General features: G+C 67.4%; 16 protein-coding genes and 1 pseudogene. 6 read left to right on the forward strand and 11 right to left on the reverse strand.

From position 1 onward, the window contains the following. Both BRAO375_RS38325 and BRAO375_RS00935 read left to right on the forward strand, forming a co-directional pair. Positions 1-185 (forward strand): annotated as a pseudogene (locus BRAO375_RS38325) (hypothetical protein); the annotation flags it as partial. Between the two features lie 169 nt (positions 186-354). Next, positions 355-1,914, forward strand: coding sequence for a hypothetical protein (locus BRAO375_RS00935; RefSeq protein WP_009025565.1), 1,560 nt, complete (start codon positions 355-357; stop codon positions 1,912-1,914). A 9-nt stretch (positions 1,915-1,923) separates the two neighbouring features. Here BRAO375_RS00935 and BRAO375_RS00940 read toward each other — a convergent pair whose 3' ends face one another. From BRAO375_RS00940 to BRAO375_RS00970, 6 genes are all read right to left on the reverse strand, one after another. After that, positions 1,924-3,183 (reverse strand): Hsp70 family protein, encoded by a 1,260-nt coding sequence (locus tag BRAO375_RS00940; RefSeq protein ID WP_009025566.1) that lies wholly within the window; start codon positions 3,181-3,183, stop codon positions 1,924-1,926. A gap of 409 nt (positions 3,184-3,592) precedes the next feature. Further along, the gene (locus BRAO375_RS00950) at positions 3,593-5,296 is read right to left on the reverse strand and encodes an amidohydrolase (protein ID WP_009025568.1); all 1,704 of its coding nucleotides are present in this window, start codon (positions 5,294-5,296) and stop codon (positions 3,593-3,595) included. A 405-nt stretch (positions 5,297-5,701) separates the two neighbouring features. Then, the gene (gene prfH / locus BRAO375_RS00955) at positions 5,702-6,325 is read right to left on the reverse strand and encodes a peptide chain release factor H (RefSeq protein ID WP_009025570.1); all 624 of its coding nucleotides are present in this window, start codon (positions 6,323-6,325) and stop codon (positions 5,702-5,704) included. After that, the gene (locus BRAO375_RS00960) at positions 6,322-7,461 is read right to left on the reverse strand and encodes an RNA ligase RtcB family protein (RefSeq protein WP_009025571.1); all 1,140 of its coding nucleotides are present in this window, start codon (positions 7,459-7,461) and stop codon (positions 6,322-6,324) included. Before BRAO375_RS00960 ends, prfH begins: the two co-directional genes overlap by 4 nt. Positions 7,462-7,891: 430 nt before the next feature. Then, positions 7,892-8,344 carry an inner membrane protein YidI gene (gene yidI, locus BRAO375_RS00965; protein WP_009025572.1) on the reverse strand — a complete coding sequence of 151 codons (453 nt, stop codon included), beginning with the start codon at positions 8,342-8,344 and terminating at the stop codon, positions 7,892-7,894. A gap of 176 nt (positions 8,345-8,520) precedes the next feature. Continuing rightward, positions 8,521-9,504, reverse strand: a complete 984-nt coding sequence (locus BRAO375_RS00970; RefSeq protein WP_009025573.1) for a phosphotransferase enzyme family protein — start codon at positions 9,502-9,504, stop codon at positions 8,521-8,523. 801 nt (positions 9,505-10,305) lie between these two features. On the opposite strand from BRAO375_RS00970, the gene BRAO375_RS00975 reads away from it, so the two are divergent. Beyond that, complete coding sequence (locus tag BRAO375_RS00975) at positions 10,306-11,535, forward strand: APC family permease (RefSeq protein WP_244423089.1); 1,230 nt, start codon at positions 10,306-10,308, stop codon at positions 11,533-11,535. Positions 11,536-11,558: 23 nt separating this feature from the next. Continuing rightward, positions 11,559-12,839, forward strand: coding sequence for an MgtC/SapB family protein (locus BRAO375_RS00980; protein ID WP_083842413.1), 1,281 nt, complete (start codon positions 11,559-11,561; stop codon positions 12,837-12,839). A 10-nt stretch (positions 12,840-12,849) separates the two neighbouring features. Here the strand turns inward: BRAO375_RS00980 and BRAO375_RS00985 are convergent, their stop codons facing one another. From BRAO375_RS00985 to BRAO375_RS01005, 5 genes are all read right to left on the reverse strand, one after another. After that, positions 12,850-14,808, reverse strand: a complete 1,959-nt coding sequence (locus BRAO375_RS00985; protein ID WP_009025577.1) for a putative bifunctional diguanylate cyclase/phosphodiesterase — start codon at positions 14,806-14,808, stop codon at positions 12,850-12,852. Positions 14,809-15,037: 229 nt separating this feature from the next. Next, complete coding sequence (locus tag BRAO375_RS00990) at positions 15,038-15,595, reverse strand: HNH endonuclease (RefSeq protein ID WP_009025578.1); 558 nt, start codon at positions 15,593-15,595, stop codon at positions 15,038-15,040. A 225-nt stretch (positions 15,596-15,820) separates the two neighbouring features. Continuing rightward, the gene (locus tag BRAO375_RS00995) at positions 15,821-16,795 is read right to left on the reverse strand and encodes a peptidyl-alpha-hydroxyglycine alpha-amidating lyase family protein (RefSeq protein ID WP_009025579.1); all 975 of its coding nucleotides are present in this window, start codon (positions 16,793-16,795) and stop codon (positions 15,821-15,823) included. Between the two features lie 30 nt (positions 16,796-16,825). After that, positions 16,826-18,598, reverse strand: coding sequence for a flavin-containing monooxygenase (locus BRAO375_RS01000; protein WP_009025580.1), 1,773 nt, complete (start codon positions 18,596-18,598; stop codon positions 16,826-16,828). 84 nt (positions 18,599-18,682) lie between these two features. Further along, on the reverse strand, positions 18,683-19,327 hold the full coding sequence (locus tag BRAO375_RS01005) for a DNA-3-methyladenine glycosylase family protein (protein ID WP_009025581.1): 645 nt from the start codon (positions 19,325-19,327) through the stop codon (positions 18,683-18,685). Between the two features lie 135 nt (positions 19,328-19,462). Between BRAO375_RS01005 and BRAO375_RS01010 the strand changes: the two genes are divergently transcribed. Then, entirely contained in the window at positions 19,463-20,287 is an 825-nt protein-coding gene (locus BRAO375_RS01010; RefSeq protein WP_244423090.1) for a nucleotidyltransferase domain-containing protein, read from the forward strand. After that, positions 20,287-21,156: a tRNA glutamyl-Q(34) synthetase GluQRS gene (gene gluQRS / locus BRAO375_RS01015; protein ID WP_009025583.1), complete on the forward strand. Its 870-nt coding sequence runs from the start codon at positions 20,287-20,289 to the stop codon at positions 21,154-21,156. Before BRAO375_RS01010 ends, gluQRS begins: the two co-directional genes overlap by 1 nt. The last annotated feature ends 34 nt before the right edge of the window (positions 21,157-21,190 follow it).

The raw sequence follows: 21,190 nt of genomic DNA on the forward strand, positions 1-21,190 counted from the left end.
CCCTGGCGGAGCCACCCCGGCGCGTCATCCGTTACGGCCAGACGGCAGCGCCAGCCGTGCCGGCCAAGCGCAGCCAGAGCCATGTGGTGCCACAGCCGGGCGCACGGCCGCGGATCGTCGCCCGGCAGGAGGTACCGCCCGCGCCGGAGTGGCGTCCGGATCCGTCGACCGCGGCGGGGCCGTGACGGCGAACGATAAGCCTTTTTGCGGCGATAACCCGCCACCGCCACATGTTCGCGCGCGTTTCGCCATGTTTTCACTCCATCGTGCACAGCGCGGCGCTTAGCGGGGCTCGTCCGGCGTCAGGTCGAGACGAGGGGCGCGTTCGATCCACATGGGGGTGGTTCGCAGATGATGCAGCAGGCCTCTGATGGCGCGCCAGGGCGAACAAGCCTGCCGGTCGTGTTCGTGCCGCGTCCTCAGCCGCGGCGTTCCGATCTTTCTGTCGCGCTGCTCGTGTCCTTTGCCGGCGCTTTTCTCGGCTGCCTCGCGACCTTGCATGTGAGCGCGTGGGGCCTGCCGCCCGCGCTCGCCTCGGCGGCGGTGACGGTGGTGCTGTGCGCCGGGCTGGTCCTTGCGTCGCCCGGCAATCTTGCCGCGACCATATTCTCCTCCTCGGTCTATGGCGGCAGCTTCAGCGGCATGACGCCGATCGGGCAGCTCAGTGACAGCGTCGCTCGCACGGGACTGCCTCAGGAAGCCTCGATTTATCTGCTGTCGATCTTCTGCGGCCTGCTCTTCTGCATCTTCACGGCGATCGAGATCCAGCGGCGTATCGTGCTGTTGGAGGGCTATGGCGGACGATTGGGCGTGCTGGCTGCGCTTGGATCGCTGCTGTTCGTCACGCTCGGGCCGTGGCTCGCCGGGCAAGGTGGAACGCTGCACCTGGCGTACCTGAACCAGTTCGATCAGGAGCTCGACGGCTCGCTCGGGATTCTCGCGGCCTGTCTGGTCGGGACGTACCTGACCCTCTCGATCCAACGGCTTCCGCATGTTGCAGACGCGGGGCGGGCAGCCCGCACCTTCGTCTCGGCCACCCTGGCATTTGCCGGAATGGTGGTCATCCAGGCGCTTTGGTCCGACCAGCGCTGTCTCGTCGACGCTTATTATGCAGGATGTTTTCTCGGCATGTCTTCGCCGCAGCGGCTGTCGGGACGGCTGCAGCCGATCTTGGCCGCGCTGACCCTCACCGTGGTTCTGGTCCAGGCTTCGACGGTTCTGCCGATGGTCGGCGGCAGCCTCGGTCTCGCGGCGTTCATTGCGGTGGCCGGCGTCGATATCGCTTGGCGGGCGGGCTGCGCGCTGCCCGCCCCGGCTCAATCCATGAAGCTTGGGCTTGGCCGGAGCGTGGCCGTCGCCGTGACGGTGGCCGGGTGTCTGCTGCCGAGCCATATGTTTCGCGGGCTGGCCGACGATACCAGCGGCGCGCTGCGCGAGGCTGCTCCGACGATAGCGCCCGCGGTTGCGGCCTTGCCTGACGAGCAGATCGTCGACGCAGCTCCGCCGCAAGCCGCATCGCCGGCGGCGGTCGCTCCTGCCGCCGAACCCGATCTGGCGCTCGCTGTCAGTGCGCAGGCTGAGCCGGCCGTGACGGACGCCATTTTCCTCGCGGCCCCGCCTGCCGAGGTCGCCAATGCGCCGGCGCCGCGTGCCGAGCTGCCGCGGACCCAGCGCGCGAGGCGAACCGGCGCGGGATCTGCGCCATCTCCCGCCAATGCGGGCCCATGGGGCATCATCCGGGCCGGAGCGCCGGGACGGATCGAAGCGGCTGCTACCCGAGCTGTTCGCGCAAAGCCCGCTGTCGTCAGTGGTGTTGACCCGGCGTCGGCCGCGCCGCGTCCAGCGACGCGATCCCAGCTTCCAAGCGCGCCGAAGCGGCCCGCACGGTCCGCCGCAACCGCCTCCCCCGAATGAGCGGCCCCTTCAGCCGAACTTGCGCCGCGCATCGAGCGCGAGCCCGAGGCCGACGCTGCCGAGCAGATCGGTCTCCGCCACCCGCGCATCAGGAAACAGCGCCAGCACCGCCTCGCGCAACGCCGGCACCATGCTCGAGCCGCCGGTGAGGAAGATCGTGTTGATCGCGGTGGCCTCGACGTCGGCATCCTCGAGCAGCGTCGTGACGGTCCGCACGACGCGCGCGACGGAATCGGCAATCGCGCGGTCGAAATCCTTGCGCGTGAACTTGATGCGCGCCCACTCGTCCTTCTCCGACAGCACCGAGGTGAGCGACTTCGCCGCCGTCAGCGCGATCTTGGCCTGCTCGACGCCGATCGCGAGCGTATGGCCGCGATGCTCCTCCACCACCTTGATGAAACGGTCGACAAGGTCGCGCCGCTCGGCCTCGTAGCGGATCTGGCGCAGCTCGTGGATCACGCCTTTCTTGTAGAGCTGGTTGATGCGGTGCCAGGTCGCAAGCTCGTGGTAGTACGCCGTCGGCAGCTCGCGCTTGCCGTCGGCGGTCCGGCTGCCATAGCCGAGATGCGGCATCACGCTTTTCAGGCTGAGCAGCCGGTCGAAATCGGTGCCGCCGATGTGGATGCCGCCATTGGCGAGGATGTCGTCCTCGCGGTCAGCCTTGCCGCGCCGATCCGGCGAGACGCGCACGATCGAGAAGTCCGAGGTGCCGCCGCCGATGTCGACGATCAGCACCAGCTCCTCGCCGTTCACCTGCTGCTCGTAATCGAGCGCGGCCGCGATCGGTTCGTACTGGAAGGCGATGTGCTTGAAGCCCTGGTCACGCGCGATCTGTTCCAGCGCGGCCTGGGCCTCGGCATCGGCGGCGTCGTCCTTGTCGACGAAGCGCACGGGGCGGCCGAGCACGACCTGGCTGACCTCGTGGCCGAGCCGCGACTCGATCTGCGTCTTGAGATGCGCGAAGAAGAAGCCGAGAATGCCGGAGAACGGCACCGCCTTCTGCCTGATATAGGTCTTCTCGTGGATCAGCGCGGTGCCCAAAATGCTCTTCAGCGCGCGCATGAAGCGGCCGTCATGGCCGGTGAGATAGCGCTCGATCGCCGCGCGGCCGAACTGCACGCCGTGATCCTCGAAATCGAAGAACATCGCGCTCGGCAACGTCCGCTGCTCGCCCTCCAGCGGGATGAGCTCTGCGGAGGCGTGATCGCTGAGGCCGACCGTCGTGTTCGAAGTGCCGAAGTCGATGCCGCAATGGGCCGCTGCCGCCATGCTCGTCTCGTTTCATGTCCCGGGGAGGGCGGACCGCTTAGCCGTTTCGCAGCGCAATGTCATGTGCGAATGTGAGGCATGATGGGCATGAAGATGCCTCAGGTGGCGCATGGCTCGTTCGCCGCGCAAAGGCCACGGGCCGCTTCCTCGACCATGGCATAAGGGAATAGGGGGCATCGCCACGAAGGATGCTGCCAGTTAGTTTCTCCGTCATGCCCGGGCTTGACCCGGGCATCCACGTCGTTCCCAGGGCGCCGAACGACGTGGATGGCCGGGACAAGCCCGGCCATGACGACGGGGAGACAGACGAGCGCAAAAGTCCGATCGTCGAGTTGGATGGCCGGTGCAAGTCAGAGAAGATGCCGGCCCCACTCTCCTTGTTCCTTCATCCCGGCGCGAACAGCGCCCGTCAGCGCTGAAAGACGATCTTGCCTCCGACGAGCGTGATGTCCGCCTTGATGTCCTTGATCTGCTCGTCCGGCACGGTCATGTAGTCCGCCGACAGCACCGTGAGATCGGCGAGCCGGCCCGGCTGGATCGTCCCCTTGCGCGTTTCGTCGAACGTGTCGCGCGACGCCGCCGAGGTGTAGAGCCGAAGCGCCTGTTCGCGGCTGATCGCCTCCGCCGCGCCGTAGACCTTGCCGCTCGGATCCTTCCGCGTCACCATGATGTACATGTTGAGGAACGGGTTGATCGGGTTGACGGGAAAGTCGGATCCGGCGCCGAGATTGTCGAGCCCCATCGTCTCGATCAGGGTTTTTGTCGGCACGGCGCGATCGGCTGTCGGCCGCCCCAGGAAGCGCTCGACGGTCGCGGCCTTGTCCCACATGAAGACGTTCTGGAAATCCACCCTGAGCCCCAGCTTGCGCGCGCGCTCCATCTGCTCGGGCCTGATCAGGCTCGCATGGATCAGCACGAACCGACGATCCCGGATCGACTTTTCCTTGTCGGCGGCCTCGAAGGCGTCGAGCACCTGGTCGATGCCGAGATCGCCGACGACATGCACGCCGACCCGCCAGCCGTTGCGATTGCAGATCGCGACGAGTTGCGCCAGCCGCTCGGGCGTCTGCTGCGCGATGCCATGGTAGTTGTCGTGGGAGTCCGGGTAGACGTCGCGCATCAGCGCCGTCTTCAGCGTCATGCCGCCATCGTAGAAGATCTTGATGCCGGCAAACCTCACCCAGTCGTCGCCGAATCCCGACGACACGCCATTCCCCGACAGGATCGCGTCCCAGGCGTTGAGATCAGCGGGCGGCTCCGGCCTGTACATCAATCCCGTCCGCAGCGTCGCCTGTCCGGACGCGGCGAGCTTCTGCAAGGTGCGGATGTCGCGCGCTTCCGTCGCGCCTTCGACGACGCTCGTGATGCCAAAACTGTTCAGCGCGCGCTCGGCAAGCGTGAACTGTCTGATTTCATCGTCTTCGGTCCACGGCGGAACGGCCTTCTCGACCCGCTCGATCGCGGTCTCCACGAGCAGGCCGGTCAGTTCGCCGGCCGCGTCGCGCTCGAACGAGCCTCCGTCCGGGTTCGCGGTGGTCTTGTCGACGCCGGCCTTCTGCAAGGCCATCGAGTTCGCCATCGAGAAATGCCCGACGGTGCGCAGGTAGACCGGATTGTCAGGCGCGACGCTGTCGATCTCCTGCCGCGTCAGATAGCGCTTCTCGGCGAGTTGTGACGGCGGGTGCCACGCGCCGCCGACGATCCACTCGCCCGGCTTCTTCTTCGCCACGAACGCCTTGATGGCCTCGAGCGCCTCCGCGACCGTCTTCGCCCGGCCCATGATGACGACGTAGTCGCCAAGTCCGGCCGCCTTGAAGTGCGCATGCGTATCGATCAAACCCGGAACGACGGTCTTGCCCGCGACATCGAGCACCTGCGTGCGCGCTCCGGCGAGCGCCCGCATCGATGCGCTGCTTCCGACCGCGAGAATCTTGCCGTCGCGGACGGCGATCGCCTCGGTCACGCTGGATTGCTCGTCGAGGGTGAGAACCTTGCCGTTGACGACGACGAGATCGGGCGCGTTGACCTCCGCCTGCTGGGCGATGGCAGGCGCTAGGCCCGCGAACAGGAATCCCGCACCGAGCATCGCGAGGGCCGTTGATCTGCAGACCATTCCATCCTCCAGATTATTTCGTTCATTAATTGAACATTTGGCCGTTCTTGTTAGATGATAGCCGCACACATCGAAACGGTCCAATGATCCGGCGATTAGTTCGGCTGCTTGTGGCTCGCTAAGAGTCAGCGCCACGAAGAAAGCTGCGAGTTAGTTTCTCCGTCATGCCCGGGCTTGACCCGCCTGCGCGGCCGAAGCCGCTTCGTCGCGGCGAAGGCCCGGGCATCCACGTCGTTCCCGGTACGCCGAACAACGTGGATGGCCGGGACAAGCCCGGCCATGACGACGTGGAGACAGACGAGCGCAAAATTCTCGCCTTCCAAGGAGCTAGCCCGTAAGCGAGGGGGCGCAGGTGTTCGCGCGCGTGGGGCGGCCAGGAAGGATCGTTCCCTGGCCGCTCCTCGGTCACCCTGCTGGCCTGAACGCCGGTCCCTCGAAGCGCAGACCGGCTGCGCCGCGTTCGACACGGTCGTGCGCGGCTTGTCTCAGGCGCGCCTCGCCGGCCTCGTTCAGGCGGGCTTGCCCGTCCAGCAACGCCGCAAGGCGCGCAAGCGCCACGGCCTTGTTGCGATGCTGGGAGCGGCCGTCGCGCGCGATCGCGGCGAGGCCGCTCGGCAGATGCACGGCGCGCACCGCGCTCTCGGTCTTGTTCTGGTGCTGGCCGCCCGGGCCGCCGGCGCGAAAGCTCTCGAACCTGATGTCGGCCGCCGCCAATGCCGGCACCATTTGCGGCAACGGCAGATCGACCACGCCGACGAACCAGTTCTTGCGCCCGTGATGCGGCCGCAGCGGACTGCGGCACACCCAGAGCACCGAGCCCTGCGTCCAGCGTTGCGCGATGGTGTCTGCGGCCGGGCCGTCCAGCACGACAACAGCGCTGGCGGGGCCGTGACGATCCGCGTCGGCTCGCGCGATCGCACAGTCGGAGTCCGCAGTCTCGGCTTCGACCGCGAGCCGCGTGAGCGCATGCGCGACGGCGATCCGGCATTCCGCCGGACCGCGTCCCGAGGTGAGGAGCAGCCGTCTCATCGGCGGTCCTCCTTGGACCGCCGCTCGGTGGCGATCTTCTTCACCGTCACCAGCGGCCGGAAGCTGGCGACGACGCGCGCAAGTCCAAAGGACTCCAGATCGGCGATCACGCCCGCGATCGACTTGTAGGCCTCCGGCGCTTCCTCCGCGAGCAGCGCGCGGTCCTCGCAGATCACGCGGCCGCCGAATGGATTGCGCGCCAGTCGCTCGCGATCCGATCTGGTGGCGCCGACCCGGCCGATCATCGACGACCGGTCGAACTTGCGGCCGGCGCCATGCGCGATCGACCACAGCGCCTCCTTCGGCGCCGTGGCGAGCGGCGCGACCAGATAGGACAGCGCGCCGCGCGAGCCCGGCACGACGACGAGGCCCTGGTCGGATGGCGCCGCGCCCTTCCGGTGCAGCACGCCCTCGCTGCGATGGACCACGCAATTGTGCGAACACTCGCAGACCGGATCGGCCTCGCAGCGCAGTGCCGATGCCGCACGCCGCGCAATGAGGCTTCGGTTGAGCTGAGCCCAGCGCAGCGCATGATCGTGTGCAGCGAGATAGGCCTGGCCATCCGCGCTGTCAGGCGCGAGCGGCCTCAGCCCGTCCACCACGTGCCGTTCGAGCAGCGCATGGCCGAGACCGCGCGAGCCCGAATGCACCAGCAGGTAGGCGCGATCGCGATCGATTCCGGCGGTGTCATCGAACACCTCATCGACAGCCTGCAACTCACAGAAGTGATTGCCGCCGCCGATGGTGCCGAGCGACGCATCGAAGTCGGACGATGCCAGCCCATGCGTGGCCAGCACGCCTGCGATGTCGCCGTCATAGGGCTTGGCGATGTCGCGCAGCCGGTCGGCCGCCTTGTCGACGCGAATGCGCCGTGAGGCGAGATCGAGTGCGAACAAGGCCATGCCGCAGCCGGCGTCGGAGCCGACGAAGGCTGGGTGGATATGGTCGGCGAGAATGGCGCAGCCGACCGGACCGAACTTGCCGGGATGCAGGTCCGGCAGGCCGGCGACCGCGCGCACGCCATCGAGATCAGCCACCGTTTCGAGCTGGCGCACGGCGGCGCCCTCGATCCAGGAGCTGGACGAGTAGAAGCCGTGGACCGGCGCGCGGCCGTCCACGCGATGGGAATTGCCCATGTGGGTACCTTGGAGAGATCAGGAGATATGTGGGGGACTAACAGCGCGCGCGAACGCACGCAGGCCTTGCCACACCTCGTCTCACGCGAGGATCAGGCCCGGCGGCTCCTGGCGGAGCAACGGATGATCGCAGTCATCGTCTCTCTCCTATCTGGCGGAGCGGAATGCTCGACGCCGGCGGCGTACTAATCACATCACGATGCCGTTGGCAATGTGCGGAATCAATCGCTGTCGCGCTGTGACGCTCAGGACACGGATGCTCATTTGATCGGATCGTTTGCCATTCACCGTCATTGCGAGCGCAGCGAAGCAATCCAGAGTCACGCCCACTATCCTGGATTGCTTCGCTGCGCTCGCAATGACGTGGTGAGCTCGCGCGGCAACAACGGCTGATCCGCCCGCGGCCGGCAAGGACACGCGTATCCCGCCATCAGAAAAGTGAAAGGAAATCGGCGACGAAATAGATGATCGCCATCAGCACCAGCACGCCCATCAGCAGGAAGGATAGCTGAACGGCAACGGCGCAGCCGCCCAAGGTCGTCGCCATCGCCGCGATGTGCCGCTCCTCGCGACGGAGCTGGCCGATCACGCCGAGGATGATCGCGAGCAGGCCGAGCGACACCGCGGCCAAGGGCAGTTGCTGGCGCAGCCGGGCGGTCCACGATCTCTCGCGCACAGGCGCCTGGTCGTCGACGCCCTTGATGCGCGCCACCAGCCGGTCCTTGATGCGGTGCCCGACGTCGACGATGACCTTGTCGATGGGCGGCGGCGGATCGATCACCGGCAGCACCCAGTGCGGCAGGATCGCTGCAACGAGGGCGAGCAGCCCGACGACGCAGCCGATGGCTCCAAGCCGGCGGGACCGAACGATCGCTTCCGTCATGGCTCGAACCCTCCGCTGCAGACGTCTGCTCGATCGGCTCCGGTCGCTGCGGAAGGATTGCGAAGCGTTAATCTCATCGCCGACACCCGTGAAGGATCGAAGCCTGCAACGCTGGACACCGGATCATGCGTCGGCGGCCGAAGCGATCCGGTTCAATCCCTCCGCTCTCTGCAGGGTCAAAGCAGGCGATCCGCACCGTGCTCCGCCTCCCAGCCCTCGAGAAAGTCACGCTGCTGCGTCACCCAGCGGACGTTCTCGCTGCCCCACTCGGGCGAGCGGCTGGCCTGCTCGCCCATCAGCCAGATGTGCCTGACGATCACGAAGGCATGCGCGGCCTCGAAATCCGCGGTTGAGATCGCGCGGACCGATCGGTAGCCATCGACGAAGGCGCGCCACGCCGCATGGAAGCGGCGGCCGAACGACAGCTTCGCCCAGAGAAAGACCGACAGATCGTAGGCCAGATAGCCAGGGCCGCCATCGTCAAAATCGAAGAACACGGCCGTGCCGTCGGCGCCGATGCGCGCATTGAAGCCATGGCAGTCGCCGTGACAATGCGTCCACGTCAGGCCCTGCATCGCCTCGATCCGCGTGGCGGTGCGAGCCGCGATGTCCTGGAGAAAGTCGCCGTCGTGGGCGCCGATCAGACCGCAGAGCTGTTGAATGCGGGCGAGCGGCCGGTGCAGCAGATGGTCGAGATCCAGCCGGTAGAGCGGCGCGTCCGGTCGATACGACATCGCCGCATCGTGCAGTCGGGCGAGCGTCACGCCGTTGGCGCGCGCATCGCTCTGCGAAGCGACGTCCGGCGTACGTCCCTCGATCGCGTGAAACAATACGCCGTCGCGCACGCCTTCTGCCGCCTCGCCATGCGCGAACAGCGTCCCGTCGCGCGCCGGGACGGCGGCGGCAACCGGCACGCCGCAGCGCGCGAGATGCGCGAGGAAGTCGGTCTCGGTGCGGACATCCGCCGGGCCGCGAGCGCGGTGATGCGATAGACGGAAGACGTAGCGCGCGCCGGATGCGGATGTGATCAGATAGACATCGTTGAAGCCGCGGTTCATCAAGCGGCACGCGAGAGGCTCGGGCAACGCGTAGCGTGCTGCCACGAAGCGGCCGATGCTCTCGGCGCCGGTCGTCGTGTAGATCGGCTCCAATTCAGGCACGTGCATATTCCGGATGGCGGGATGATCGCATCCTATGCCGCTGTCGCTCGCGTTGGAAGCAGTGTGTCCACGAGCAATCGGTTGACGCCGTCGTCCGCAGGTTGTTTCGGACTGCCCGTCGGGCAAATCGGTCGATCTTGCCGACGCTATCCGTCGCCCCTGTCCAGTCCTCCCGGGGAAAATATTCTAGTTTCGCTTTTTCGGAATACATGTATGTTGCGCGCATCCTGTCCCATGCAGAGGGGCGTACGCGTCGTCACGATACGCAGGGGCGGGGAGTGGTGGCCGCGGGCCTGTCAGGCGCATCAGCGCAAGACGACTGGCAGCTCGCGGACGGTCAAGCCGTGTGGTCCTGGCGCCCCGAAGCTGGCGCCAAGTTGGCGACGACGTTCGTGCGTCGTTGTTGACGACGGGGGCAAACAAGCCGGTCCCCGGGGAGAGCACGGAGCAGCCGTTCCAACCATCGCGCAGGGAAGGCCGGGTCGGTCCGGCTGGTCCTGTGGTTCCTGCCCCGTGCACTTTTCTCCGCACGGGGGCCACGGGCCTCAGTCGAGGCTCGGTCTTCCCTGCACCCTCTCGTTTCGAGAGGGGGGCGATCAGCACAGCTCGAGCTCATTGAGCGGCGAGAGCGCGCACGCATGTCTCCATCGATACGTCGCGATGAGCCGCCGGGGTGGCGGAATGCCGCAGCCGCCGGGGCTGGTGGGTGTTCCGGATTGACCGGAATCAAGAGAACTCGCGCTCGTTCACCTAAGCCCCTACAACATCATCCGCTCGTCGTGATCAACAATGGACCTCGTGGTGCCGCAAACTCAAATCGTGCCTCCGGCTGGCTTGCGGCGGCGGCTCGGGCTTCCGTTGCTCGTCCTCTACGGCACGGGCGTGACCGTCGGCGCCGGGATCTACGTCCTGATCGGCGCCGTCGCCGGTCATGCCGGAGCCTATTCCTCCTGGGCATTCGCGCTGGCGGCATTCGTGATGGCGTTCACCGCCGCCTCCTACGCCGAGCTTGCGACCCGCTATCCCGTCAGCGCCGGCGAGGCGGCGTATGTGAGAGCGGCATTCAGGTCGCGGCTGCTGTCCACGGCGACAGGCTCGCTGCGACTCGCCATCGGCATTATCGCCGCCGCCGCGGTGACGCTCGGCGGCGCCGGCTACGTGCGACAACTGATCGATCTGCCGACGCCATTGATCGCAATGGCGATCGTGATCGCGCTTGGTCTGGTCGCGTCCTGGGGCATTCTCGAATCGGTGATGCTGGCCGGCCTGCTGACGTTGATCGAGACCGGCGGACTGGTGTGGATCGTCGTCTCGGCTGTTCATTCCGGCATCTCGTTCGCGCCGGCCTTGCTGGCGCCGCCGCCCGTCGAGCTGGGCGTGCTCTCCGGCATCACCTTCGCGGGCCTGCTCGCCTTCTTCGCCTTCGTCGGCTTCGAGGACCTCGCCAATGTCGTCGAGGAAGCCAAGAACCCGCAGCAAAACATTCCGTGGGCGATGGCGCTCACGCTGCTGATCACGTCCGTGCTGTATGTGCTGATCGCAGCGATCGCGGTCAGCGCCGTGCCGCCGGGCGTGCTGGTGGCCTCGCCGGCACCGCTGAGCCTCGTGTTCAACGCCGTGGCCGGCATCAGCCCGGCGACGTTCAACACGATTGCGATCGTGTCGACGCTCAACACGGTTCTCGCGCAGATGACGATGACGGCCCGCGTGGTCTACGGCATGGCGGAGCAGGGCGACCTGCCGCGCATCGCCGGCCGCGTCGATCCGCGCACGCGCACGCCGCTGATCGCGACCGGGCTGGTGATGCTGGCGGTGGCCGTGCTCGCGCTGGCCTTCCCGCTGGAGCGTCTGGCGGAGGGAACCTCGCTCGCGACGCTGACGATCTTCGCCATTGTCAATCTCTGTCTGCTGCGCATCCGCGTCCGGCGCATCGGATCGGATGTCGCCCATGTGCGCGTGCCGTTGTGGGTTCCCGCGCTCGGTCTCATCACCTGTGTGCTGATGATCATCAGCGCCTTCGTCGCACCTTGAGTGCTCGGGGGTCGTTCAGGGCCATGTCGATGCCGGATGTCATGAACCTCAATCCCGACATGGTCGCGATCGTGGTAGCGCTCGGCATCGGGCTGCTGATCGGCCTTGAGCGCGAGCGTCGTAAGGGCGAGGGGCCGGGGCGCTCGGCGGCGGGCCTGCGGACATTCGCGGCGGCGTCGCTGGCGGGCGCGATCAGCATGCTCACCGGCGGCAAGCTGCTGCTGGCGGTCGTCGCCGCCGGCATCATCGTTCTCGTCGCGATCGCCTATCTGCGCTCGCGCAGCGACGATCCCGGTCTGACATCGGAGACGGCGCTGATCCTGACGGTGCTGCTCGGCGGCCTCGCGACCGAGCGTCCGGCCTTGGCCGCAGGCGTCGCCGTCGTCCTTGCCGTGCTGCTGGCAGCGCGGCCCGTGCTGCACGGCTTCGTCCACTCGGTGCTCAGCGAGAGCGAGCTCAAGGACGGGTTGATCTTCGCCGCGGCGACGCTCGTCGTGCTGCCGCTGCTGCCAAATCAGCCGATCGGTCCGTTCGGCGCGCTCAATCCGCGCGGCATCTGGATGCTGGTCGTGCTGATGATGGCGATCAGTGCCGCGGGACATGTCTCGATGCGCCTGCTCGGCGCGCGCGGCGGGCTCGCGGTCTCCGGCTTCGCCTCGGGCTTCGTCTCCAGCACCGCCACGATCGGTGCGATGGGCGCGCGGGCGCGCAAGGCGCCGGAGCTCGGCGGCGCGGCGGCGGCCGGGGCGACGCTGTCCACCGTCGCGACCATCGTCCAGCTCGCGGCGGTGCTCGCGGCCACGAGCCTGCCGGCGCTGCAGTCATTGCTCGTTCCGGTGCTGTGCGCCGGCGGCGCCGCCGTGATCTACGGCGCGATCTTCACGATCGTCGGGCTGCGGCAGAGCGGCGCGGCGGAGCTGCCGCTCGGACACGCTTTCAGCCTGCCGGGGGCCTTGCTGCTGGCGCTGACGATCTCGGCGGTGCTGGTGCTCTCAGCGGGGTTGCGCGAGGCGTTCGGCGAAGCCGGCCTGGTGGTGAGTGCGGCCGTCGCCGGCCTCGTTGATACGCATGCGCCCGCGGTCGCTGCGGCTACGCTCGTGGCATCCAGCAAGATCAGTGCGGCTGAAGCGGTGGTTCCGATCCTGGCGGCGCTGTCGGCGAACACGGTCAGCAAGATCGTGGTGGCCTGGACCAGTGGCGGGTCGTCCTTTGCCCTGCGGCTGATCCCTGGCCTGATCCTCGTCATCGCGGCCGCATGGGCCGGCGCCTTTGCCCCGAGTCTTGTCGATGTGCTGCAGCCATGACGGAATGCACTCACGCGCTGCGCGGCAGCGGCTCGACGGTGGCGGCGGCGTTGCGGTGCCGGACCAGCCAGGCGATCGCGTCGCCCTCCTTCATCGGCTTGCCATACAGCCAGCCCTGGCCGTAGGAGCAGCCGAGCATGCGCAGACACTGCGCGTCCTCCTCGCGCTCGACGCCCTCGGCGATGATGCGGTGGCCGAGCGGCAGCGCCACCGCGGTGATGGCGGCGACGAGCTGCTGGTCACGGCGGCTACCGGCGATGCCGTCGATGAAGGAGCGGTCGATCTTGATGGTGTCGATCTCGACCGCCATCAGGTTGGCGATCGAGGAATGGCCGACGCCGAAATCGTCGATCGCGAGCGCGAAGCCATGCTCGTCGATCAGCTTCAGTTCGTCGGCGCAGCGCTTGGGATCGAACATCGCCTCCTCGGTGACCTCGATCTCGATCCGCTTGGGATCGACGCCGTAGCGCTCGGTGACCAGCTTGAGCGTCTGCGCCGGCGAGTGGATCGGGAATTCGCGCGGCGACACGTTGATCGAGACGCGGATGGCGTGCGCCTTCTTGCGGTCGAGCGCGCGCAGGAACGCGCAGACGCGCTCGCCGACGAACTCGGTGAGCTGGCCCGCGAGGCGCAGCCGGATCGCCGCGGAGACGATGTCCGGCGGCGGAATGCGGCCGGCGGTCGGATGCTCCCAGCGCAGCAGCGCCTCGAAGCCGATCACCTCCTGGGTGGCCATCGCGACCTGCGGCTGGAATTCGACGTGCAACTCGCGGCGGGCGAGCGCTGCCGGCAGCTCGGCGTCGAGGCGACGCTGCAGGGTGAGCGCACATTGCATCTGCGCATCGAACACCCGCATGCAGGCGCGGCCGTCGTCCTTGGCGCGATACAGCGCGGCATCGGCGCGGGCCGACAGCTCCTCGAGGTCGATGGCGCCGTCCGGCTGCGCCGCGATGCCGATCGAGCAGCTGACGCTCAAGGGCTGCCCCGCGATCAGGACCGGCCGCAGCAGCGCACTCATCAGCCGCTCGCCCAGCGCAACCGCGCGGGCAGCGACGTCAGCGCCTTGCAGCACCACGATGAACTCGTCGCCGCCGAGCCGGACCGGCAGCTCATCCTCGCTGCAGGCGGCGCGCAGCAGCGCGGCCACCGTCTGCAGCACGCGGTCGCCCGCATCATGGCCGCGGGTGTCATTGATGGTCTTGAAGTTGTCGACGTCGAACAGCAGGAACGCAACCCCCTGGCCCGCCGCGCAGGCCGCGCCGGCAATGCTGCGGAAATGGCTGCGATTGGCGAGCCCGGTCAGCGAGTCCGTCCGCACCAGGCGCTCGAGCGTGTGGTTGGCCGCGGCCAGCGACTCCGCGAGCTCCGTCGCCGCGATCGTCGTACTCTGGCTGGCGATGAAGTTGCGCTCGCCGAGCCGGGCGGCGCGGAACAGCATCACGGTCAGGAACGCGATGTCGGCGGCAACGACATAGCCGACATCGCCGCCGGAGAGCAGCATCCGCAGGATGGTCGCGGCCATCAGCGGCGCCCCGAAGGCGATGGCCATCGGCGAATAAGCGAGGCTCTGGATGATCGCGCCGGTGGTGGCGCCGGCCATGATGAAGACGATGTCGTTGACGTTATGCGCGTGCGTGAACGCCGGCAGGCCAAGCGGCACCACGGACCACAGCAGTCCGCTGGCGAGCGCCATGACCGTCAGCGCGCGCAGCACGCGCTGGGGATTGCGCTCGATCTTGCCGGAGGACTTCAGATGCGAGACCCATCCGGCGCGCAGTGTGGCAAAGGCCACGGCTGCAGCCAGCCACCACAGGATGGGCGTGCTGCCCTCGCGCAGGTAGATGAGCAGCGCCAGCGACGTTGCGATGGCGACGTTGGCGAACAGCGTCAGGAAGATGTTCTGCAGCGAACTCGCCGCCTGGGCTTTCGCGAGCGCCGCCGCCTTGGAGTCGGTGGGAGCGGTCTGCATGCGCGAAACGGATCATCCTGTTGGAGCGGTGGCGGAAAGCGGGCAGCCCTTGCGGCGGCCCATGCGGCAGCGCGTGAGCATGCTGAACAGGGGCCTAAGGCCGGGTTAATCCGTCAAATAAATACCGCGAGGACGCACGCCTACGTTGCGCACAGGTTCAGCCCAGCATCCCCGCCACATGCCCGGGCGGATCCCGCGATGGCCGCAACGACGATGCCAGGCGGCGCGGCTACGGATCCAGCTCGGTGTCCCAATAGAGATAGTCGAGCCAGCTGTCGTGCAGGTAGTTCGGCGGGAACAGCCGGCCGTTGCGGTGGAGCTGGTGGACGGTCGGCGCGTAGGGCGCCTGCTTGGGGAACATCTTGGCCTGCTGCGGCGTCAGATTGCCCTTCTTCAGATTGCAGGGCGAGCAGGCGGCGACGACGTTTTCCCAGGTGGTCTGGCCACCCTTGCTGCGGGGAATGACGTGGTCGAAGGTCAGGTCGTCGCCGGAGTGGCAGTACTGGCAGGCGAAGCGATCGCGGAGGAAGACGTTGAAGCGGGTGAAGGCCGGATGGGTCGTCGGCTTCACGAAGGATTTCAGCGACACCACACTGGGCAGCTGGATCTCGAACGATGGACTTCGGATCGCCCTGTCGTAGTACTCGACGATGTTGACGCGATCGAGGAACACCGCCTTGATCGCGTCTTGCCACGACCAGAGAGACAGCGGGTAGTAACTCAGCGGCCGGAAGTCCGCGTTCAGCACCAACACCGGCCAACCGCCTTGCGAGACATGTGCGTTCAAGTAACGCTCCTGGCCTCCATAACGGCTGCGAAGCAGCATGCCCCCACATACTACATGCAGCGTGACGGGATTGTGAAGCCCCAAGAATGGCTTGACACATGCCTTGACATGGCTTCTCCCGCCTTTCCGGCATCGGTCCAAAGCACGTCAGAAGGGGGGCGATGCCACGCTCCGCCGCAGTGCAACTCAGTTGCAGAAGAGTGCCTGTCTGATCGGCGGACGGCCTCAGGCCGGCACCCGTGCCAGCTTCTGCAGGCAGCGGTGGATGTTGACCTCGGCCGGCATCGGCTGGCCCGGGAAGCTCGTGCTCCAATTGGTAACGCCGACCTCGCCGACATAGATGTCGCCGCGGCTGTCGATCGCGAGCCCGTGCGGGGCCAGGAATTGGCCGGTTTCCAGCCCGGGACCGTGCTCGCCGCCGAGTCGCGCCAGCCGCTTGCCGCTGGAATCCGTGATCGTCAGGCGCGGTCCGAGATTGGGAACGTTAAGATTCACCGGCATGCCCGGGCCGAGCTCGCCGATGATGAAGGTCTTGCGCTTGGCGCCGCAGGCGCACAGCGCGCAGGGTCGGTGCAGATTGTTCCACTGCGTCTCGTAGCGGCCCTCGCCATCGAAGATCTGAATGCGGTGGTTCTCGCGGTCGGCAACGTAGACGTAGCCGTCGGCATCGGTCGCAATGTTGTGAACGATGTTGAACTGGCCGGGGTCGGAGCCCGGCTCGCCCCAGCTGCGGATCAGCCTGCCATCAGGGGTGTATTTGTGGACCCGCGCATTGCCGTAGCCGTCCGAGACGTAGATCTCGCCGGACGGCGACAGCGCGGTGTGGGTGCAGCGGTTGAACGGCTCGCCGCTCATGAACGGCGTCGGCCGCTCCGGCAGGCCGATGGTCAGCAGCACCTTGCCGTCGGGCGTGCACTTGCGCACGGTGTGGTCGCCATCATCGGTGCAGTAGAGATTGTCGTCGGCATCGATCGACAGACCATGGGCACGGCTGAACAGGCCTTCGCCCCAGCTGCGCAGGAAGTTGCCGTCGCGATCGAACACGATCATCGGATGGGCGCCGCGGTTGAAGGCGTAGACGCGATCCTTGCTGTCGACCGCGACCGAGGCGACGTCGGTCAGCGCAAAACCTTCGGGCAGCTTCGCCCAGTCCTTGACGACGCGATAGCTGAACTCGCCGGTGCCGAGCGTAGGGGACATCGGATGGCCTCCGTCATGCAATCCGGCCATTCAGCCCGATCCGCCGGCCGGCAGCAAGCCCTCCTCGATCGCCTTGATCTGCAGCGCCAGGTATTTGGAGTTGATACGGCACTGCGCGAGGCTGCCGGCGATGAAGTACAGGCCCGGCTGCGGCGTGCGCGTGTACATGTTGCGCAGCTCCTGGCCGTCGCCAAAGCCCCAGATCGGGCCGACGCGGTCGGCTGTGGCCTCGCCGAACAGCCGGCGCACCAGCACCTCCTGCGGCTTGTAGCCGGTGGCGAGCACGATGAGGTCGGCGTCGAGCTTGCCGCCATCCTCCAGCTCGGCACCGTCAGCGCCGAAGCGCGCGATGGCATCGAACTGGATCAGCTTGACCGCGCCGCTGACCAGCAGGTCGGAGCAGCCGACGTTGAAGTAATAGCCGCCGCCACGGGTGAGATATTTGAACTGCCAGCCGGTGCCGTCCTCGCCGAAATCGAGCTTGAAGCCGATCCGCGCCAGACCCTCGAGCAGCTCGCGATCGAGCTGCTTCGACTGCGCGGTCAGCACCTGATGACTGCGGCGGCCGAGCGCCAGCGGCATCGACGCCGCGATCAGGTCGTTATCCTCCAGCGTCCCGTCATTATATGCGGCATAGGCGAGCTGCGCCGAGGGCTCGATGTTGGTGACCAGCGTCGGCGCGCGCTGCACCATGGTGACCTCGGCGCCGCTGGCGTGCAGATCCTGCGCGATGTCGTGGCCGGAATTGCCGGTGCCGATCACCAGCGCGCGTTGGCCCGCCCAGCCCTCGCCATCGCCATACTGGCTGGAATGCAGCACCGTTCCCTTGTAGTCGGCGAGGCCGGGCAAGTCCGGCCGGTTGGGAATGCCGCTGACGCCGGTGGCCATCACGATATGGCGCGGCTGCATCGCGCGGCGGCTGCCGTCGGCGCGGCGCAGCGTCACGCGCCAGCGCGCCGCGGTCTCGTCATAGGTGCCGCCCTCGAACTCCGTGGCGGTCCAGACGTTCAGCTCCAGCGCTTCGGCATAGGCCTCGAACCAGTTCGCGAGCTTGTCCTTGGGGATGTAGACGGGCCAGCTCGGCGGGAACGGCATGTAGGGCAGGTGATTGACCTGGACCTGGTTGTGCAGGGTCAGCGCGTGATAGCGCTTGCGCCAATTGTCGCCGATCCGGATCTCGCGGTCGACCACCAGCGTATCGATCTGCATCATCTTGAGGCGCGCGGCAATCGCAAGCCCGGCCTGACCCGCGCCGATCACCAGCACGGTGGGATCCCGATCGGCGTAGGCGCGCGAGGCCTCACGCTGGTCGAGCCAGTTCGGCCCGCGGAAGTCGCGCGAATAGGATTGCCCGCGCGGCCGGCGCGCACCGAGCGGCTCCTCGAAACCTTTGAGTTCGTCGAGCGCGGTCAGCAATGTCCAGGCTTTCAGCCGCTGGCCATCGGCGACATCCGGGATCAGCCTGGCGATGCCGAAGCCGCGGCCCTGGATGGTTTCGAACTGAAAGAACGCCTCGATGCTATCGGTGCCGGCGCGCATCACATGGCGCGGGGCGGCGCGTCCCGGCGCGATGGCGAAGGCACCCGGCGCGGCCGCGCGGGCATCGACCGGCAGCTCGCGCAGGATCGCATCGCGCCCGTTGAGCGTCTTGATGCGCCAGCTCAGCGCCAGCACGTCGCGCCAATAGCTGTCGGCATGAAACAGGCTTGCGAGATCGCCGGCGTCGGGCGCTGCGAGCGCCTGTGCGAACGCGGCGAGCCAGCCCTCGACAGCAGCCGTGAGGTCGTGCGTCCGGTCGAGCATGCGTATCCTCCCGGCCGTCATGTTCGTGCGGCCTCGTCGTTCGCCGCAGAACGTAACCCGGGACCGACGCAGACGGATAGGGGTCTATCCGACGACGCCCTCGCGGTTCTTGAGCACGCGGTAATAGCTCCACCACAGATGCGCCGCCGCGCCGCGCAACGGCCGCCAGCTTTCCGCCAGTGGCATCATCTGCTTGGCCGTCGGGCGCGCGCTGAGGCCGAGCCCGACCTTGACCGCCTCCTGCACGGCGAGATCGCCCGCCGGCCAGGCGTCACCATGGCCGAGACAGAACAGCAGATAGACGTCCGCCGTCCATGGCCCGATTCCAGGCAGGGCCGTGAGCGTCGCATGCGCCGCGTCGGCATCCTCATTGGCGAGCACGTCGAGGTTCAGCCGTCCGGCGCCGAGCTCGCGCGCGATGTGCTTGAGTGTCTTGATCTTGGCGGCGGAGAGCCCGAGCCGGCCCAGCCGGTCGGCGCGGGCGCGGCGGACCGCGTCGGCCTCGAACGGATCGAATGCCTGCTGCAGCCGGCCCCAGATCGCCGCGGCGCTGGCGGTGGAGAGCTGCTGGCCGCAGACGATGTGGGCGATTCCGGCAAAGCCCGGCTCCCGCCGCCGCAGCGCCGGCATGCCGGTGGCGGCCAGGATCGGCGCGAGCCGCGCGTCCTGTTTGACGAGGTCACGGATCGCATCCTCGAGAATGGCCTGGCTGTCGAGGTGGAGGGTCATGGCGCGGCGGCTGAAAGGGCTGTGCGGTGTCGCGCCGGGTGGACGGCACGGAGACCCGGGTCTAAGGCAGCTTCAGTCAAAGTTGGAACTCTCATGAGCCTGCGTAACATCCCCTCAGACATGCACCCGCACAAGGTGGCCGGCGTCGACGCCCTGCTGGATCGTGTCGTTAGCGAGCACGGCGTTTTTCTGCCGCTCGCGGTCGAGAGCGGAAGCCGCGCCTGGGGCTTTGCCTCGCCCGACAGCGACTATGATTGCAGGTTCGTCTATGTGCGGCGTGCGGTCGATCATATCAAGCCGTGGCCGGTCCGCGACGTCATCGAGTTTCCTTTGCAGGACGATTTCGATGCCAATGGCTGGGATCTCGCCAAGGCTCTGCGCCTCCTGCTGAAGGGCAATGCGGTCATCATCGAGTGGCTGCGCTCGCCGGTGGTGTATCGTGGGCTGCCCTGGTTTCGCGACGACTTCCTGGCCTTCGCCAGAAGCGTCGTGAGCCGCGATGCCATCGCGCGGCATCATCTCCTGCACGGCGAGCGGCAGCGCCGCGTGTATTTTTCGGACGGCGCGGACGTTCCGCAGAAGCGGATCTTCTACGCACTCTGGCCGGCCGCGATGCTGCGCTGGCTGCGGTTGCACCCGGAGGAAGCAGAGGCGCCGATGGATTTTCCTTCCTTGATAGCGCAGTGCGATCCGCCGGCGGCGTTGCAGGCTGATGTGGCGGATCTGATGCGGCGCAAGGCTTTGACCCGCGATCTCGGCGCAGCGCGGCTGCCCGCCGCGGTTGGCGAATTCATCGACGCCGAGTTCGCGCTGGCTCGATCGGTCTTGGGCGATGTCCGCGGCCGGACAACAGATATGATGCAGCAGGCGGAGCAATTTTACCGGACCGTAGTCGAGCGTCTGGAAGCCGAGGCGCAGGGAGGAGGGGCGGATCGATCTGTTTCCTCGATCTCGCCATGATGCCACCCGTTTTCCGATTTGCCCCCAGTCCCAACGGCTATCTGCATCTCGGCCATGCCTACTCGGCGCTGCTGAACTTTCAGCGCGCGCAGGAGACCGGTGGCCGCTTCCTCCTGCGCATCGAGGATATCGATCCGACCCGCTGCCGGCCCGACTATGAGCAGGCGATCTATGAGGACCTCGCCTGGCTCGGCATCGTCTGGGAGCAGCCGGTGCGGCGGCAGTCGCAGCATATCGCCGAGTATGGCGCCGCGCTGGAGCGGCTGCAGGGCATGGGCCTCGTCTATCCGAGCTTCGAGAGCCGGGCCGAGATCGCGCGGCTGGTGGCGCGGCGCGAGGCCGATGGCGGCTGGCCGCGGGATCCCGACGGGGCGCCGCTCTATCCGGGCGCGGCGAAGGCGATGTCTGCAACGCGGCGTGCAGAGCTGATGAGCAGCGGCGTGCCCTATGCGTTGCGGCTCGACATGGCGGCCGCGGTCGCGCGCGCCGGCCGGCTGAGCTGGGACGAGGCGGGCAGCGGGCCCGAGGGCGAGACCGGGGCGGTCGAAGCAAGCCCGGCCGCCTGGGGCGACGTCATCCTGGCGCGCAAGGAGACACCGACCAGCTATCACCTCTCCGTGGTCGTCGACGATGCGTTGCAGGGCGTGTCCGAGGTGGTGCGCGGCCAGGACCTGTTCCACGCCACCGGCGTGCACCGGCTGCTGCAGGCCCTGCTCGGCCTCCCCGCGCCGGCCTATCGGCACCACCGACTGATTCGCGACGAGCACGGCCACAAGCTGTCCAAGTCCACCCGGGCGACGGGATTGCGCACATTGCGCGCGGAAGGCGTCTCGCCGGCGGAAATCCGACACAGGATCGGCTTGGTGTAGCCGCGTCCTGTCGCAAGTCCTGATGTCTCCGAAT

This window comes from Bradyrhizobium sp. ORS 375 (assembly GCF_000239775.1).
In the GTDB taxonomy this organism is placed as follows: domain Bacteria; phylum Pseudomonadota; class Alphaproteobacteria; order Rhizobiales; family Xanthobacteraceae; genus Bradyrhizobium.

Bases quoted from the DNA above. Each gene is read 5' to 3' on its own strand.
- BRAO375_RS00935 (WP_009025565.1), top strand. From the start codon at position 355: ATGCAGCAGGCCTCTGATGGCGCGCCAGGGCGAACAAGCCTGCCGGTC.
- BRAO375_RS00940 (WP_009025566.1), bottom strand. From the start codon at position 3,183: ATGGCGGCAGCGGCCCATTGCGGCATCGACTTCGGCACTTCGAACACG.
- BRAO375_RS00950 (WP_009025568.1), bottom strand. From the start codon at position 5,296: ATGGTCTGCAGATCAACGGCCCTCGCGATGCTCGGTGCGGGATTCCTG.
- prfH (WP_009025570.1), bottom strand. From the start codon at position 6,325: ATGAGACGGCTGCTCCTCACCTCGGGACGCGGTCCGGCGGAATGCCGG.
- BRAO375_RS00960 (WP_009025571.1), bottom strand. From the start codon at position 7,461: ATGGGCAATTCCCATCGCGTGGACGGCCGCGCGCCGGTCCACGGCTTC.
- yidI (WP_009025572.1), bottom strand. From the start codon at position 8,344: ATGACGGAAGCGATCGTTCGGTCCCGCCGGCTTGGAGCCATCGGCTGC.
- BRAO375_RS00980 (WP_083842413.1), top strand. From the start codon at position 11,559: ATGTCGATGCCGGATGTCATGAACCTCAATCCCGACATGGTCGCGATC.
- BRAO375_RS00985 (WP_009025577.1), bottom strand. From the start codon at position 14,808: ATGCAGACCGCTCCCACCGACTCCAAGGCGGCGGCGCTCGCGAAAGCC.
- BRAO375_RS00995 (WP_009025579.1), bottom strand. From the start codon at position 16,795: ATGTCCCCTACGCTCGGCACCGGCGAGTTCAGCTATCGCGTCGTCAAG.
- BRAO375_RS01000 (WP_009025580.1), bottom strand. From the start codon at position 18,598: ATGCTCGACCGGACGCACGACCTCACGGCTGCTGTCGAGGGCTGGCTC.
- BRAO375_RS01005 (WP_009025581.1), bottom strand. From the start codon at position 19,327: ATGACCCTCCACCTCGACAGCCAGGCCATTCTCGAGGATGCGATCCGT.
- gluQRS (WP_009025583.1), top strand. From the start codon at position 20,287: ATGCCACCCGTTTTCCGATTTGCCCCCAGTCCCAACGGCTATCTGCAT.